The 15,191-nt window shown below is 74.1% G+C and carries 13 protein-coding genes; 7 read left to right on the forward strand and 6 right to left on the reverse strand.

Annotated elements, in window-relative coordinates:
• The first annotated feature begins 125 nt into the window (after positions 1 to 125).
• Positions 126 to 1,355 carry an SLC13 family permease gene (locus ACZ3IG_RS29700; RefSeq protein WP_467435952.1) on the forward strand — a complete coding sequence of 410 codons (1,230 nt, stop codon included), beginning with the start codon at positions 126 to 128 and terminating at the stop codon, positions 1,353 to 1,355.
• A gap of 19 nt (positions 1,356 to 1,374) precedes the next feature.
• Here ACZ3IG_RS29700 and ACZ3IG_RS29705 read toward each other — a convergent pair whose 3' ends face one another.
• The 3 genes from ACZ3IG_RS29705 to ACZ3IG_RS29715 form a co-directional block, all read right to left on the reverse strand.
• Positions 1,375 to 1,698, reverse strand: a complete 324-nt coding sequence (locus ACZ3IG_RS29705) for a hypothetical protein (RefSeq protein WP_467435903.1) — start codon at positions 1,696 to 1,698, stop codon at positions 1,375 to 1,377.
• A gap of 634 nt (positions 1,699 to 2,332) precedes the next feature.
• Entirely contained in the window at positions 2,333 to 3,991 is a 1,659-nt protein-coding gene (locus ACZ3IG_RS29710; protein ID WP_467435904.1) for a catalase, read from the reverse strand.
• A 318-nt stretch (positions 3,992 to 4,309) separates the two neighbouring features.
• The gene (locus ACZ3IG_RS29715; protein ID WP_467435905.1) at positions 4,310 to 4,546 is read right to left on the reverse strand and encodes a hypothetical protein; all 237 of its coding nucleotides are present in this window, start codon (positions 4,544 to 4,546) and stop codon (positions 4,310 to 4,312) included.
• A 187-nt stretch (positions 4,547 to 4,733) separates the two neighbouring features.
• On the opposite strand from ACZ3IG_RS29715, the gene ACZ3IG_RS29720 reads away from it, so the two are divergent.
• Genes ACZ3IG_RS29720 through ACZ3IG_RS29730 form a run of 3 tightly spaced genes read left to right on the forward strand, consistent with a single transcriptional unit; the run spans position 4,734 to position 7,296 of the window.
• The gene (locus tag ACZ3IG_RS29720; protein WP_467435906.1) at positions 4,734 to 5,417 is read left to right on the forward strand and encodes a TetR/AcrR family transcriptional regulator; all 684 of its coding nucleotides are present in this window, start codon (positions 4,734 to 4,736) and stop codon (positions 5,415 to 5,417) included.
• 7 nt (positions 5,418 to 5,424) lie between these two features.
• Positions 5,425 to 6,213, forward strand: coding sequence for an SDR family NAD(P)-dependent oxidoreductase (locus tag ACZ3IG_RS29725; RefSeq protein WP_467435907.1), 789 nt, complete (start codon positions 5,425 to 5,427; stop codon positions 6,211 to 6,213).
• 42 nt (positions 6,214 to 6,255) lie between these two features.
• Positions 6,256 to 7,296: an NAD(P)-dependent alcohol dehydrogenase gene (locus ACZ3IG_RS29730; RefSeq protein ID WP_467435908.1), complete on the forward strand. Its 1,041-nt coding sequence runs from the start codon at positions 6,256 to 6,258 to the stop codon at positions 7,294 to 7,296.
• A gap of 145 nt (positions 7,297 to 7,441) precedes the next feature.
• Here ACZ3IG_RS29730 and ACZ3IG_RS29735 read toward each other — a convergent pair whose 3' ends face one another.
• Entirely contained in the window at positions 7,442 to 9,001 is a 1,560-nt protein-coding gene (locus tag ACZ3IG_RS29735; RefSeq protein WP_467435910.1) for a helix-turn-helix domain-containing protein, read from the reverse strand.
• Between the two features lie 54 nt (positions 9,002 to 9,055).
• Here ACZ3IG_RS29735 and ACZ3IG_RS29740 point away from each other — a divergent pair, with 54 nt between their 5' ends.
• Positions 9,056 to 9,676: an L-threonylcarbamoyladenylate synthase gene (locus tag ACZ3IG_RS29740; protein ID WP_467435911.1), complete on the forward strand. Its 621-nt coding sequence runs from the start codon at positions 9,056 to 9,058 to the stop codon at positions 9,674 to 9,676.
• A gap of 153 nt (positions 9,677 to 9,829) precedes the next feature.
• Entirely contained in the window at positions 9,830 to 10,585 is a 756-nt protein-coding gene (locus ACZ3IG_RS29745; RefSeq protein ID WP_467435912.1) for a dienelactone hydrolase family protein, read from the forward strand.
• A gap of 249 nt (positions 10,586 to 10,834) precedes the next feature.
• Here the strand turns inward: ACZ3IG_RS29745 and ACZ3IG_RS29750 are convergent, their stop codons facing one another.
• A complete protein-coding gene (locus tag ACZ3IG_RS29750) occupies positions 10,835 to 11,812 on the reverse strand; it encodes a TauD/TfdA dioxygenase family protein (RefSeq protein WP_467435913.1) in 978 nt (325 codons plus the stop codon).
• A gap of 144 nt (positions 11,813 to 11,956) precedes the next feature.
• Here ACZ3IG_RS29750 and ACZ3IG_RS29755 point away from each other — a divergent pair, with 144 nt between their 5' ends.
• The gene (locus ACZ3IG_RS29755; protein WP_467435914.1) at positions 11,957 to 12,787 is read left to right on the forward strand and encodes an aldo/keto reductase; all 831 of its coding nucleotides are present in this window, start codon (positions 11,957 to 11,959) and stop codon (positions 12,785 to 12,787) included.
• Positions 12,788 to 12,809: 22 nt separating this feature from the next.
• Here ACZ3IG_RS29755 and ACZ3IG_RS29760 read toward each other — a convergent pair whose 3' ends face one another.
• Positions 12,810 to 15,152: a SpoIIE family protein phosphatase gene (locus ACZ3IG_RS29760; protein WP_467435916.1), complete on the reverse strand. Its 2,343-nt coding sequence runs from the start codon at positions 15,150 to 15,152 to the stop codon at positions 12,810 to 12,812.
• Positions 15,153 to 15,191: the final 39 nt, after the last annotated feature.

A 15,191-nucleotide genomic window follows, 5' to 3' on the forward strand; every position in this document is an offset into this window, starting at 1 on the left:
TCCGCCGAGGTCGGGGGTGCGATCCTTGGCGATCGACCGCCGTCACCCGGTCCACTGACCACGAAGCCCGAGGAGAACCGCTGAGTACCGCCGTCCTCTCCGAGGCCGTCCCGGTCGCCCTGCTGCTGGGCGTGCTGGCCTTCGCCGTCGTACGCCCCCGGGGTCTGCCGGAGGCCACCGCCGCCGTACCCGCCGCCGCCCTGGCCGTGGCGCTCGGCGCGGTCACGCCGGACGCGGCCTGGACGCAGGTCCGCGACCTGCTGCCGGTCGTCGGCTTCCTCGCGCTGATCCTGGTGCTGGCGCACCTGTGCGCCCGGGACGGTCTGTTCGAGGCGGCCGGCGCGCTGGTGGCCCGCCGGTACGGAAGCAGCCCGCGGCGGCTGCTGGCCGGGGTGTTCGTGCTGGCCTGCGCGGTCACCGCCGTGCTCAGTCTGGACGCCACGGTCGTGCTGCTCACCCCCGTGGTCCTGGCCACCGCCGCCCGGGCCGGCGCCCCGGCGCGTCCGCATCTGTACGCCGTCGCGCACCTGGCCAACTCCGCGTCGCTGCTGCTGCCGGTCTCCAACCTGACGAACCTGCTGGCGTTCACCGCGAGCGGGCTGAGCTTCACCCGGTTCGCCGTGCTGATGACGCTGCCGTGGCTGGTCTCGGTCGCCGTCGAGTACGCGGTCTTCCGCCGCTTCTTCCGCGCCGACCTCGCCGTGCCCGCCTCACCGCAGGCCGCCTCGCACACGGTGGAGACCGAGGAGCCCGCCGTTCCCCGTTTCACGCTCGTCGTGCTCGCCCTGACGCTGGCCGGGTTCGCCGTCACCTCGCCGCTCGGGCTGGAACCGGCGTGGGCGGCGCTGGGCGGTGTCGTGCTGCTCGGCGGCCGGGCGCTGCTGCGGCGCCGGGCCACCGTCCGGGAACTGGCCGGTGCCGCGTCCCCGCTGTTCTGCCTGTTCGTGCTGGCGCTCGGCGTCGTGGTGCAGGCCGTGGTGGCGGGCGGCCCGGCCGACGAGCTGGACCGGGTGCTGCCCTCGGGGCACTCCCTGCCGGCGCTGCTCGGGGTGGCGGCGGTGGCCGCCGTACTGGCCAACCTCGTCAACAACCTGCCGGCCGTGCTGGCCCTGCTGCCGCTGGCCGCGCCGGCCGGTCCCGGCCCCGTCCTCGCCGTGCTGATCGGCGTGAACCTGGGCCCCAACCTGACCTATGTGGGCTCACTGGCCACCCTGCTGTGGCGGCGCGTCCTGCACCAGCACGGCATCGCCGCGGACCTCGGCCGCTTCACCCGGCTCGGTCTGATCGCCGTACCGGCCACGCTGGTGGCGGCCACGGTGGCGCTGTGGGTGTCGCTGCGCGTCGTCGGCGCCTGAGTCAGCTCCCGCCACCGGGTCACCACGGCGTGGTCGGGAGGGTGGGGCGGCGGACGGCCTCGGCGGCGTCCCGCAGATGAAGGGCGACGGTGATCAGGGCGCGCAGCGCGGAGGGGCGCAGGTTCTGGGCGCTCTCGGCGGCCAGTACCAGCAGACAGCCCGCCGCCTGCTCGACCACGGAGACGGGGATCTCGAAGTCCTGGTCGTCGGCGCCGCGGAAGGCGCGCCACGGGGCGGCGGCACCGTCGATGGCCCGCCGCACCGCGTGTTCGAGGTGCTGCGCGGCCTGCTCGCAGACGGGGGGCGGCAGGATGATCGTACGGGGGAACGCTGAACTGGTCATGATCCCACTGGTCCCCCGCTCCCGGGCCGTTCGATCGGCGTGCGCGGCGGTATTCACCGGGTCGGCGGCCACCCGGCTCGGGGCGGCCGCCATGGACGCGGCGGACGATGAGGGGGCCGCGGCGGCGCGGCTCACCGGGCGGCGGTGACGGGCGAGGCCGGCGGTCCGCCGGGTCGGCCGAGGTCACCCTCGGCGACGGGCGGACGGTGGTGGTCGAGCGGGGCGACGACGGGCCACGGTCCGGGCGGAGGCCGCCGTTGTTGCGTCGGCCGGCGACCCCCGGGGCGGTCCGGGTCCCCGCGGTGCGCGGCGCGGACCGGCGCCGGCTGGTCACCGGCCTGGTGGCCGAGGGTCCGCCCGGCGTCCGGGCCGCCGAGCGGTTCGGGCGGGAGCCGGCCGCGCCGCACGCCGCCGGAGCCGCGGCGTGCGGCGCCACGCCGCCCGGCAGACCGGAGCGGGCGTCTCCCGGACGGGCGTCCTCGACTCCTACGACGGGGCGGCGCCGCTCGCCGCGGGCCGGCGGGAACGGGCTGGCGTGCACCAGCCGTTCCCGCCGCTGGTGCACGCCGTGCGGTCGGCCGGGGCTACGCCGCCCGGTCCGCCGCGGTGGCCCGGGCGGCGTTGCGGGGCCGACTCACCGGGTCACCACGTGCCGTTCGTTGGGCACGCAGTGGGTCATGGTGAGGCCCTCGACGTCGCGCGGCGGGTTCTTGCCGAGGTTGGCCAGCCGCTTGCGGTCCTCGTCGGTGAGGTCCTGGCTGGCCAGCGGCTCCAGGCCCGCCACGTCCTCGGGCGAGATGCCGAGGCCCTCGCCGACCCGCAGTCCGAGGTCGTTCTCGACCAGCAGGAAGTGCCACACCATGCGCTCCTGCACCGGCCGGTCGCACTGGGAGAGCAGGTTGACGAAGTTCTTCACCAGGTCGTCGCGCTCCCACTGTTCCATCAGGCAGTAGCGCTGGCCGGCCTGGAGGTAGTCGTTGGTGCGCGGGATGCGCTTGCGGGTGACCCGGCCGCGGATCTCCGGACCCTGCTCGTCATGGGTGGGGTACTCGGCCTCGCGCAGGCTGCCGTCGGTGATCGACGGTTCGTAGTTGACCGACGGGTTCTCGCCGCCGTCGATGTGGTAGGCCATGAAACCGTCGCGCTGGTTGGTGCGCACGGTGGCGTTCTTGGCCTGGTTGACCGGGAGCTGGAGGTAGTTGGGCCCGACCCGGTAGCGCTGGGTGTCGCTGTACGAGAAGGTCCGGCCGACCAGCATCTTGTCGTCGGAGAAGTCCAGTCCGTCGACGAGGACGCCGGTGCCGAAGGAGATCTGCTCGTTCTCCGCGAAGAAGTTCTCCGGCATCCGGTTCAGTACGATCCGGCCGACCGGTTTGGGCGGGAACTCCTGCTCGGGCCAGGTCTTGGTGTCGTCCAGCGGGTCGAAGTCCAGCTCCGGGTGGTCGTGGTCGTCCATCATCTGGACGAGCAGCTCCCACTCCGGGTAGTCGCCGCGGGCGACCGCCTCGTAGAGGTCCTTGGTGGCGTGGCCGGTGGAGTCCGCCTGCACGTTGGCGGCGTCCTCCTCGGTCATGCTGCGCACGCCCTGTTTGGGCATCCAGTGGTACTTGACGAGCTTCGTGTCACCGGCCTGGTCGACCCACTTGTAGGTGTTGACACCGAAGCCCTGCTGGTGGCGGTAGTCGGCCGGGATGCCGCGCGGGCTGAACAGGTTGACCAGCATGTGCATGCACTCCGGGGTCTGCGACATGAAGTCGAAGATGCGCCGGGGCTGCTGCTCGAAGGTGACCGGGTCGGGCTTGAGGGCGTGGATGACGTCCGGGAACTTGATGGCGTCCCGGATGAAGAAGACGCCCAGGTTGTTGCCGACCAGGTCCCAGTTGCCGTCCTCCGTGTAGAACTTCACCGCGAAGCCGCGCGGGTCGCGGGCGGCCTCGGAGGAGTCGCGTCCGCCGATGACGGTGGAGAACCGCAGGGCGATGTCGGTGCGCTTGCCGCGCTCCTGGAACAGCTTGGCCCGGGTGTACCGGTCGATCGGCTCGTCGCCCCAGGCGCCGTACGCCTCGAAGAAGCCGTACGCGGTCACCCCGCGGGCGTGCACGACGCGCTCGGGGATGCGCTCCCGGTCGAAGTGGCTGATCTTCTCCAGGAAGTGGTAGTTCTCCAGCGTGGCGGGCCCGCGGGCGCCGACCGTGCGCTGGTTCTGGTTGTCGTAGACCGGGTGTCCCTGCCGGTTGGTGAGCACCTTCCGGTCGTCGCCGGGAGCGGGACCCTGGCTCGATACGTCGGTCATTTTCCTTCGGCTCCTTCGACTCGTGACCGCCGCGGGCCACACGCGTGACGAAGCGGCGGCCGTCGGCCGGTCGCGTGGGCGTCCCGGGTACCCGGCCGCGCGGGGTCGGTCACCTGTGACCTTGACACGGCCCGGGGACCCCCGCGACCGGCCGGACAGGGCCGAACGGCGCATCGTGGACCCGGTCGTCCGACCGGCGCAGGGTCCCGGCACACGCCCGGCCGGGTACGGACCACCCCGATGGCCGCCTCCGCGCGGACCCCGACGGGCCCGGCCACCGCGTCCGTCACGGCGGCCGGGCCCGGGGGCGTGCCGTCGTCAGCCCTGGGAGAGCCGGGCGCGCAGCAGTTCCTTGCCCAGTTCGGCGCCCTTGCGGCTGTCCGCCTGGGCCTTGCGGAACAACTCGGCGACCTCGGTGTCCTTGTCCCGCTCGGCGTCCTGGATGTACGTCTCCAGGCGCAGCGCGTTGTTCAGGCACGACTCGACGTACCAGATGAGGTTGTAGTCCTTGTCCTGCGTACCGGTCACACCGCCGGTCTCCGCTCCGCTGGTCATACGGGCCTCCACTTCACGCGTCTGTTCGGCCAGAGCCTTCTCAGGGCCCTTCTCAGGACCCTTCTCGGTGCGGCCGGGTACCCCTGCCCAGCGGCGGCACACGGCCGGCCGCCGGCACCCTCCCCTACAAAATGTCCCAGCAGGACACATGTCCCACTGGGACATTTTCGGGTGTACCGTGAGACGTATGACGGCAGCGAAGCCCACGGACACCCCAGGCGCGCCCGGTGCCCCCGACGACCGGCGCCGGCGCAAGGCGCGGCAGACCCGGGACGCCCTGTCGGCCGCCGCATGCGACCTGATCCTCGGACAGGGGACGGCGGCGACGACCGTGGAGGCCATCTCCGAGCGCGCGGCCGTCACCCGCCGCACCTTCAGCCGGCACTTCGCGGGCAAGGAGGACGCCGCCCTGGACTTCGTCCGCCGCGACGGCGACCGGATCAACGCGCTGCTGCGGTGCCGTCCCGCCGACGAGCCCCCGCTGCTGGCCTACCGCAGGGCGGTGCACGCCTGGCTGACCGACCCGGACGACCCACCGCGGCAGCTGCGTCCGCGGATGCGGCGACTGCTGGCCCTGGTCGACAGCGAGCCCGCCCTCTTCGGCGCCTACCAGCGCATCCGGGTCGACGCCCAGGAGGAGTCGATCCGCATCGTCGCCGACCGGCTCGGCACCGACCCCGCCCGTGACGTACGCCCGGCCGCCGTCGTCGACGCCGCCGCCGGAGTCCTGGTCGCCGCGCTGCGCGTCTGGGCCCGGACCGGCGACCAGCACTCGGGAGCCGCAGACCTCGCCGCCCTCGTGGAGCGGGCCTACGACGCCCTGACCTCGGAGATCGCTGCCGCGGTCCCCGACAGCACCACGGAAGAGTGAGAACACCATGAACACTGCGGGCACCACCCCCGTCACCGACTACGCGGCCGAGTTCGCCGGCCGCACCGCCCTGGTCACCGGCGCCGCCTCCGGCATCGGCCTGGCCACCGCCCGCCGCCTCGGCGCCGGCGGCGCCAGGGTCGTCGTCGCCGACTACAACGCCGAGGGCGCCGAGCAGGCGGCCGCCGGCCTCCGGGCGGAGGGCGTGGAGGCCGCCGCCGTCGCCCTGGACGTGACCCGCCCCGAGTCCGTCGAGGCCGCCGTCACGTTCACCGTCGACACCTTCGGCTCCCTGGACCTGGCCGTGAACAACGCCGGCATCGGCGGCCCCAGCGCCCCCGTGGGCGAGTACGACATCGACGCCTACAGCCGCGTCGTGCGCACCAACCTGGACGGCGTCTTCTACTCGATGCGCTACGAACTGCCCGTCATCGAGGCCGCGGGCAAGGGCGGCGCCATCGTCAACGTCGCCTCCATCCTCGGCAAGGTCGGCTTCGCCGGCTCCTCGGCGTACGTCGCCGCCAAGCACGGCGTGGTCGGACTGACCGAGACGGCCGCCGCCGAGTACTCCGCCAAGGGCATCCGGATCAACGCGGTCGGCCCCGGCTTCATCGAGACGCCGCTGCTGAAGACCATGGACCAGGACGCCCACGACGCTCTGGTCGCCCTGCACCCGGCCGGCCGGCTGGGCACCTCCGAGGAGGTCGCCGAGCTGATCGCCTTCCTGCTGTCCGACCGCGCGTCCTTCATCGCGGGCAGCTACCACCTGGTCGACGGCGCCTACACCGCCGTCTGAGTCCCGCCCACGGGGGAGACAACAGAACGAAGGAGTTCGACCATGAAGGCTCTGCAGTACCGCACCATCGGGGCACCCCCCGAGGTGGTCACGGTCCCCGACCCGGAACCCGGGCCCGGCCAGGTGCTGTTGAAGGTCACCGCCGCCGGGGTGTGCCACTCGGACATCGCGGTGATGAGCTGGCCCGCCGAAGGTTTCCCGTACGGGCTGCCGCTCACCCTCGGCCACGAGGGCGTGGGCACCGTCGCCGCGCTCGGCGACGGGGTCACCGGCCTGAACGAGGGCGACGCGGTCGCCGTCTACGGCCCCTGGGGCTGCGGCGCCTGCGCCAAGTGCGCGGAGGGCAAGGAGAACTACTGCCTGCGCGCCGACGAGCTGGGCATCCACCCGCCGGGGCTCGGCCGCCCCGGGTCGATGGCGGAGTACCTGCTCGTCGACGACCCCCGGCACCTGGTCCCGCTGGACGGCCTCGACCCGGTCGCGGCGGTCCCGCTGACCGACGCCGGTCTGACGCCGTACCACGCCGTCAAGAAGTCCCTGGCGAAGCTCGGCCCGGGCTCCACCGCCGTGGTCATCGGCGCCGGCGGCCTCGGGCACGTCGCCATCCAGCTGCTGCGCGCGCTGACCTCCGCCCGGGTCGTCGCCCTGGACGTCAGCGAGGACAAGCTGCGCCTGGCCCGTGAGGTCGGCGCCCACGAGACGGTGCGCTCCGACGACCAGGCCGTCGACGCGGTCCGGAAGATCACCGGGCCGGCCGGCGCCCAGGCGGTGTTCGACTTCGTCGGCGTCGCGCCGACCGTCCGGACCGCCGCGGGCGTCGCGGGCGTCGAGGCCGATGTCGCGCTGGTCGGCATCGGCGGGGCACCGTTCCCGGTCGGCTTCGGCCTCACCCCGTTCGAGGTGTCGGTGTCGGCGCCCTACTGGGGCAGCCGAGGCGAGCTGATGGAGGTGCTGGCGCTGGCCCGCGCGGGAGCGGTGTCGGTGCACACCGAGACGTACTCCCTCGACGACGCCCCGCTCGCCTACGAGCGGCTGCACGAAGGCAAGGTCAACGGCCGCGCGGTGATCCTGCCGAACGGCTGACCGCCGGAACACGGAGGCGCGACCGGTCCCCCGTTCCGGTCGTGCCCCCGCGTCGTCCCCCGTGGTGTCCCCCGCGGTGTCCGAACCTAGGGGGCGGCCCGGCCGCTGTGAAGCGTGCCGGTGCCCGCTGCCCGGCCCCGGGGACTCACCCGTGCACAGGTGAGTCCGGATGGTCCGCTTTCGTGCCGCACAGCGCCGGGCGGTCGAGGTCGCCCACGGCCAGATGGGCCAGGACGACCTCGTACAGGTCACCCCCGCCGGCCAGCAGCTGCCGCTCCAGGACCGGTTCGGCGCCGCGGACGTGGTCGCGCACGGTCTGCGGGTGCAGGCCCAGCGTCCGCGCGGTCCGCTCCGCGTTGCCGCCGGCCGCGATCCAGGTGCGCAGGGTGCGCCGCAGGTTGCGGGGGTCGGGCTCCAGCCGGGCGAGGAGGTCACCGGCCCAGGCGCGCGGCGCGGGGTCGGTCAGCAGCTCGGTGAGGCAGGCGCGGTCGGGCCGCCCGGCGTCCCGGTCGGCGGGGTGCGGGGCGGAGCCGGCCTCGGCGTTCAGCGCGAGGTGGGCGGTGGCCCGGACGGTCAGGTCCGTGAAGTCCGTGCCGAGCAGCGCGGCGACCCGGTCCATGCGGGCCCGGACGGTGTTGCGGCTGATGCCGAGGATCTTGGCCGCGTTGACGGCGGTGAACTCCAGGCCGAGCCGGGTGGTGGCGAGCAGTTCGGCCCGGGTGTGGTGCGGCAGCCCGTCCAGCGGGCGCAGCACCCGGGCCGTCCAGCCGCGCAGTGCCGCCGGGTCGATCAGCCGCTCGGGAGAGGTCCGCTCGGCGTACACGGCCGCCCGCTCCGGGCGGATCCGGGCGACGGCCAGGGCGCTGACGGCCTGGCCGTAGGCGGTGGCGGTGCGCACCAGGCTCTGCCGGACACTGCCGCCCAGCAGGACCCCCGGGTGCCGCTGGACCAGGGTCCGCAGTTCGTCGCCGGTGCTCTCGCGGGGCGCTACCACGATCACATGGCCGTCCATGGCGGGGCAGCGCACGACGAGGGCGCCTTCCCGGGTGGCGTCCCGGCACTTCCGGGCGAGCCGGTCGCGCCGGTCGGGGTCGGTCTCGACGACGTAGACGCTGGCCGTGTCGGTGTCGAGCAGTCCCGGCCAGAATCCCGCGGCGACCCGGCGCGCGGAGACGATCTCCTCCACCATCAGCAGTTGCAGGATCGCCAGGCGCAGGTCGGAGGTGGCCCGCTCCAGCCGGTACCCGGCCTCGGCCGAGGCGCGGGCGGCCAGCAGCAGCGCGAGGGCCCGCCCGGTGTGCGCGACGACGTTGGAGGCCGTCCGGTCGAAGGGCGCCTCGCGCGCCACCGCGAGCACGGCCGCCGGTTCCGCGCCACCGTGGTCCACGCGGACCAGACGCAGGTGGCGTCCGGCGTCCTCGAAGGCCGCGGAGGCGATCCGGCCGGCGGTGAGGTCGCGCACCAGGTCCTCGTCCGGCTCCACCGGAGTGCCGGCCAGCAGCCGCCCGGTGCCGTCGCGCAGTGACACGGCCGCGTGCAGGGCGCCGGCCAGCCAGTCCACGACACCGCCCACGTCGTCGCCGGCCGGTTTCAGACGGCCGAGCAGTTCCTCCGCCCACCGCACGTGCCCGCTGTCCTCGTCCCGGCCCGTCACGTCGTCCCTCTCTCCTCGTCTTATCGGGTGTTCGGTCTCCCGCCCCATCATCCCGGCCGGGCGGCCGGGGCGGGCCGGGCGGGGCCGGGGGCTTAAGCTCGGCGGATGGCGAAGTACTTCGACGTGCACCCCGACAACCCCCAGCCGCGCAGCATCGCCCAGGTCGCCGACAGCGTCCGCTCGGGCTCGCTGATCGCCTACCCGACGGACTCCTGCTACGCGCTGGGCTGCCGGCTGGGCAGCCGGGACGGCATCGACCGCATCCGGTCCATCCGCAAGCTGGACGACCGGCACCACTTCACCCTGGTGTGCCAGGACTTCGCGCAGCTCGGCCAGTTCGTGCGGATCGACAACGACGTGTTCCGGGCGCTGAAGGCGTCCACGCCCGGCAGCTACACCTTCATCCTGCCCGCGACGCGCGAGGTGCCGCGGGTGCTCCAGCACCCCAGGAAGAAGACCGTCGGGGTGCGCATCCCCGACCACGTCGTCACCCAGGCCCTGCTGGCGGAGCTGGGCGAGCCGCTGCTGTCCAGCACGCTGCTGCTGCCCGACGAGGACGAGCCGCTGACCCAGGGCTGGGAGATCAAGGACCGGCTCGACCACGTGGTCGACGCGGTCGTCGACTCAGGGGAATGCGGCACCGAGCCGACGACGGTCGTCGACTTCTCGGGCGGCGAGCCGGAGATCGTGCGCCGCGGGGCGGGCGACCCCACGCGCTTCGAGTGAGCGGGTAAGAAGCGGCCCAAGCGCAGGTCACGGAGGGCTTGCCGGGCCCAGGGGCGCGACCGCGCCGGGGACCGGACGTGTCACGATGATCTCCGGTCCGCCCGTGCCGCGGGCGGCCGTGTGCCGACGTCACCGCAGAGAGGCAGCCCAGCCATGACCGCCGTACAGGGAACCGCTGTCGACATCCCCACCGAGGACGGAACCGCCGACGCGTATCTGACGCGTCCCGACGACGGGCGGGCGCACCCCGCGGTCCTGCTCTACATGGACGCCTTCGGACCGCGCCCGCAGCTGCGGTCCATGGCCGACCGGCTCGCCGGGGCCGGATACACCGTCCTGGTGCCCAACGTCTTCTACCGGCACGGCCGGGCGCCGGTGGTGGAACTGCCGGAGTTCATCGACCCGCAGGCGCGACCGGAGATCTTCCAGCGGCTCGGCCCGATCATGCAGTCCCTCACCCCGGACCTCGCGATGCGGGACGCGCGGGCGTACCTCGACTGGCTGGCCGCGCGCCCGGAGGCGGCCGACGGGCCGGTCGCGCTGACCGGCTACTGCATGGGCGCCCGGCTCGCGCTGTACACCGCGGGCACCTACCCCGACCGGGTGGCCGCCGCGGCCGGCTTCCACGGCGCCGCGCTGGCCACCGACGATCCGGACAGCCCGCACCTGCTGGCCGACCGGATCACCGCCGAGGTGTACTTCGCTCACGCCGACCATGACCACGCCATGCCGCCCGAGCAGCAGGAGCGCCTGGCGGCGGCGCTGACCGAGGCCGGCGTCCGGCACCGCTGCGAGGTCTACGCCGGCGCGGCGCACGGGTACACCCAGGCCGACACCGCCGCGTACGACGAGGCCGCCACCGAGCGGCACTGGGCGGCTCTGCTGGACCTGCTGAAGCGGACGTTCTGAGGGAGTCGTTCCGGAAGAGGACGTTTCACCTCACCTCCGGGAACCCTTGCTATTGCACGACCGGGCCCCGTAGAAACCTTCCTGCACCGCATGCCATGACTTCGGGCGGCGGCCGGAGGAGAGGTGCTTCCTGCGGCTGGACGTCACGCCGGAGGCGGTGCGGCTGCGCCGCCACCGGCAACCGGCAACCGGGCGCAGGAGACCGGCCCGCCGGTCGAGGACGAGGTGACGATCCCGCTGGTGCGACGGTCACCAGCGGCCCGGCGCGCTCCCGGTGAGCGGTTCGGAGGGGCGGCCGTCGACGCCCACGGGGACCTCGCCGTGCAGCATCACCCGGTGCATGATCCGGGGGTGGTCCAGGTGGACGTTGTCGCCGGGCGCGAGGTGGATGGTGGCCCGGTTGTCCCAGAAGGCGACACTGCCCGGCTCCCAGCGGAACCGGACGGTGTACTCGGGCCGGGTCGCCTGCTCCAGCAGCAGTCGCAGGATCGCCGCGCTCTCGGGGCGGGACAGGCCGGTGATCTGCTCGACGTAGTAGCCGTTGACGTACAGCACCCGCTCCCCCGTCTCCGGGTGGACGCGGACCAGCGGGTGGACGGTGGCGACCTGGTGGTCCAGCAGGCGGCGGAGGTAGGCGTCGTCGCCCGGGCGGGGCTGGTAGCCGACGCCCAGGCGGTGCTCGGCGCGCAGCCCGTCGGCGAACGCGCGCAACGGGGCGGAGAGTCCGGCGTAGGCGGCGGCCAGGTTGGACCAGGTGGTGTCGCCGCCGTACGGCGGCACGGTCTCGGCGCGCAGGATGGTCGCCGCGGGCGGGTCGACCCGGGCACCGTGGTCGCAGTGCCAGCCGCGCAGCAGGGTGTGCCGGCGGCGGCTCAGCCACTCGTCGTGCTCCATGCCGAACCGGCCGCCCAGCTCCAGCCGGTCGGCGGTCGTCTCGACCTCCGGGACGTCGGGCGGCGACGCCTTGCCGCGCCGGGGCAGGACGACCGGTTCGCCGAACCGGCGGGCCAGGGCGACGTGCGCGGCGTGGTCCAGCCGCTGGTCGCGGAAGAACACCACCTTGTGGCGCAGCACGGCGGCCCGGACGGCGGCGACCTGCGCGTCGGTGAGGTCACCGGCCAGGTCCACGCCGGTGATGTCGGCGCCGATGTGCCCCGCGGCGGGCCGCACCTCGACCCCCGTGTCCCGCTCCGCCGTCCGCTCCGCGCTGCCCCTGTCCGTCGTCATGGCAGAGATCGTGACAGCCCACGCCGGGTATGGCGAGAGCGCCTCGGGAACTTCCGGGACCGCGACGCCGGGTTGATCATCGCGGCGCCGTCCCGGAGGCTGGGAGGCGCCACCTTTCCGTACGCAGTCGAGAGAAGGTCACCCGTGAGCAGCATCCCGGCACACACCCTCAACGACGGCACCTCGCTCCCCGCGCTGGGCCTGGGCACCTGGCCGATGGACGACGCCGAGGCGCGGCGGGCGACCGCCGAGGCCCTCGGCCTGGGCTACCGCCTGATCGACACCGCGGCCAACTACCGCAACGAGACCGGCGTCGGCCTCGGCGTGTCCGACGCCGGCGTGCCCCGCGAGGAGATCGTCGTCACCACCAAGCTGCCCGGCCGCCACCACGGCTACGAGGACACCCTCGCCTCCTTCGAGCAGTCCCGCGCCCGGCTCGGCCTGGACTACGTCGACCTGTACCTGATCCACTGGCCGCTGCCCCGCGTCGACCGGTACGTCGACTCCTGGAAGGCCATGATCAAGCTGCGCGAGGAGGGCCTGGTCCGGTCGATCGGCGTCTCCAACTTCACCGCCGGGCACATCGAGCGGCTGGAGAAGGAGACCGGCGTGCTGCCCTCCGTCAACCAGATCGAGCTGCACCCGCTCCTCCCCCAGGACGAACTGCGCGCCTTCCACGAGGGCAAGGGCATCCGCACCGAGAGCTGGAGCCCGCTGGGCCGGGGCAGCGACCTGCTCGACGACCCGGCCGTCGCCGCCGTGGCCGACGCCCACGGGGTGACCCCCGCTCAGGCGGTGCTGCGCTGGCACCTCCAGCTCGGCGCGGTGCCGGTCCCGAAGTCGGCGGACCCCGGGCGGCAGCGGCAGAACCTCGATGTCTTCGGCTTCGAGCTGGACGCGGACCAGATGCGGGCGATCGCCGACCGCCCCCGGCGGCGGATCGGCGGTGACCCGGAGGCGCACGAGGAGTTCTGACGCGGTGGACAGCCGCGCGGGGTCAGCCCTGGGGCAGCGGCTGCTCGGCCCAGATGGTCTTGCCGCCGCCGGTCGGCCGGCTGCCCCAGCGCTGGGTGAGCTGGGCGACCAGCAGCAGCCCCCGGCCGCCCTCGTCGTAGGCGTGCGCCCGGCGCAGGTGCGGTGAGGTGGGACTGGCGTCGGAGACCTCGCAGATGAGGCTGTGGTCGCGGATGAGCCGCAGCTGGATGGGGGGTTCGCCGTAGCGGATGGCGTTGGTGACCAGCTCGCTGACGACCAGTTCGGTGACGAACGCGGTCTCCGTCAGGCCCCAGGCGGCCAGCCGTTCCATGACGGAGGTCCGGGTGGCGGCGACCTGCGCCGGGTCGGGGGTGATGTTCCAGGTGGCGACCTGCTCGGCGCCCAGCGCCCGGGTGCGGGCCAGCAGCAGGGCGATGTCGTCGCAGGGGTCCTCGGGCATCACGGCCTTGAGCACGCTGTCGCACAGCTCGTCCAGCGAGGCCACGGACGCGGTCAGGGCGTGGCACAGCTCGGCGGTGGCATGGTCGAGGTCGCGGACCCGGTCCTCGATCAGGCCGTCGGTGTACAGGGCGACGACGGAGCCCTCGGGCAGCTCCAGTTCCGTGGCCTCGAACGGCAGGCCGCCGACGCCGAGCGGCGGCCCGGCGGTCATGTCGACCAGGCGCGCGCTGCCGTCGGGCAGCAGGACGGCGGGGGCGGGATGCCCCGCGGCGGCCACGGTGAGGCGGCGGCACACGGGGTCGTAGACGGCGTAGAGGCAGGTGGCGCCCAGCTCGGCGGCCTCGTCGCCCTCGCCGCCGGCGGCGAGGTGGCTGACCAGGTCGTCCAGGTGGGTGAGGAGTTCGTCGGGCGGCAGGTCGACGTCGGCGAGGGTGCGGACGGCCGTGCACAGCCGGCCCATCGTCGCCGAGGACGGGATGCCGTGGCCGACGACGTCGCCGACGACCAGGGCGACCCGGCAGCCGGAGAGCGGGATCACGTCGAACCAGTCGCCGCCGATGCCGGCCGCCGACCCGGAGGGCAGGTAGCGGTGGGCCACCTCCACCGCCGCCTGTCCCGGCAGGCCGGTGGGGAGCAGGCTGTGCTGGAGGGCCAGCGCGGTGCCGCGTTCCCGGGCGAAGCGGCGGGCGTTGTCCACGCAGACGGCGGCCCGGCTGGCGAGTTCCTCGGCCAGGGCCACGTCGTCGCCGACGTACGGCTCCCCGGGCGCGCCGCGGGCGAGCAGCACGACCCCGAGGACGGTGCCGCGGGCCCTCAGGGGTACCGCCAGGGCCGAGCGCAGGCTCCGGCGCCAGGCGCGGTTGTGCGGGGCCTGCTCGTTGCGCAGCCGGATCCAGCGGTCGAAGTCCGGGTCGCCCGGTCCCCTGAGCACCGCCCGGCCCTCCTGCAGCGCCTGGGCGGCCATCGAGTACGTCGGGTGGACGATCCGTTCGCCCAGATGGGGGGTGGGCCGGGGGTAGTTCTCGGTGGCGGAGCGGTGAGCCACCCGGCGCAGTGAGACGTCCGTGGCCGATTCCACGACCGGCTCCTCCGTGCCCAGCACCCAGTCGAGCAGGTCGACGCCGGCGAAGTCGGCCATGTGCGGGACCAGCAGCTCGATCAGTTCCTCGGCGGTGCGGACCACGTCCAGGGTGGTGCCGATGCCCGCCGCGGCCTCGTTCAGCAGGGCCAGCCGCTGCCGTGCCCGGTGCTGCTCGGTGGTCTCGAAGCCGGCCATGGCGACGGCGGCCACCGTGCCGGACGCGTCGCGCACCGGCCACATCTCCACCCGCCAGGCGTGCTCGCCGAGCGGGGAGGAAGCGGGTGTGAGGGTCTCGTAGCGCGCGGGGCGGCCGGTCTCGGCGACCTGCCGCAGGTACTGGCGGAAGCCCGGGCCGTCGGCGTCGATGGTCTCCATGACGTCGGAGAGCCGTCGCCCGAGCAGCTCCTGCTCCGACGTTCCCAGCAGCCGCAGCGCCGTGTCGTTGGCGCGCAGATACCGCTGCGCGACGTCGTGCACGGACATCGACAGGGACGACTGCTGGAAGGTCTCCCCGGTCAGGGCGAAGGTGCCCTCGCCCGGCCGCTCGGCGGTGACCACGTACCCGCCCGGTGAGCCGTCCGCCGTGAGCAGCGGCAGGGCGCGCAGCGTCAGCGCCACCGCGGGGCCGTCCCGGTGGCGCACCAGGACCGTGCCCGACAGGGCGGACACGGCACCGGGCTCCGTGTCCTGGGCGAGCAGGTCTCGCGCGTACCGGCCCACGGCCTCCTCGGCCGGGTACCCGGTCAGCCGCCGGGCACCCTCGCTCCACCCCGTCACCAGGCCGTCGGTGTCCACGATCGCCGCAGCGGAGGCGTGCTCCATGCCGTCCAGGATTATCCCTTTACGTCCCGCTATCAACCG

Source organism: Streptomyces sp. NPDC016677, from assembly GCF_055562815.1.

What these genes read in the sequence shown, in the direction of transcription:
- ACZ3IG_RS29705 (WP_467435903.1), bottom strand. Translation starts at nt 1,698, where the DNA reads ATGACCAGTTCAGCGTTCCCCCGTACGATCATCCTGCCGCCCCCCGTC.
- ACZ3IG_RS29710 (WP_467435904.1), bottom strand. Translation starts at nt 3,991, where the DNA reads ATGACCGACGTATCGAGCCAGGGTCCCGCTCCCGGCGACGACCGGAAG.
- ACZ3IG_RS29715 (WP_467435905.1), bottom strand. Translation starts at nt 4,546, where the DNA reads ATGACCAGCGGAGCGGAGACCGGCGGTGTGACCGGTACGCAGGACAAG.
- ACZ3IG_RS29720 (WP_467435906.1), top strand. Translation starts at nt 4,734, where the DNA reads ATGACGGCAGCGAAGCCCACGGACACCCCAGGCGCGCCCGGTGCCCCC.
- ACZ3IG_RS29725 (WP_467435907.1), top strand. Translation starts at nt 5,425, where the DNA reads ATGAACACTGCGGGCACCACCCCCGTCACCGACTACGCGGCCGAGTTC.
- ACZ3IG_RS29730 (WP_467435908.1), top strand. Translation starts at nt 6,256, where the DNA reads ATGAAGGCTCTGCAGTACCGCACCATCGGGGCACCCCCCGAGGTGGTC.
- ACZ3IG_RS29735 (WP_467435910.1), bottom strand. Translation starts at nt 9,001, where the DNA reads ATGATGGGGCGGGAGACCGAACACCCGATAAGACGAGGAGAGAGGGAC.
- ACZ3IG_RS29740 (WP_467435911.1), top strand. Translation starts at nt 9,056, where the DNA reads ATGGCGAAGTACTTCGACGTGCACCCCGACAACCCCCAGCCGCGCAGC.
- ACZ3IG_RS29745 (WP_467435912.1), top strand. Translation starts at nt 9,830, where the DNA reads ATGACCGCCGTACAGGGAACCGCTGTCGACATCCCCACCGAGGACGGA.
- ACZ3IG_RS29750 (WP_467435913.1), bottom strand. Translation starts at nt 11,812, where the DNA reads ATGACGACGGACAGGGGCAGCGCGGAGCGGACGGCGGAGCGGGACACG.
- ACZ3IG_RS29760 (WP_467435916.1), bottom strand. Translation starts at nt 15,152, where the DNA reads ATGGAGCACGCCTCCGCTGCGGCGATCGTGGACACCGACGGCCTGGTG.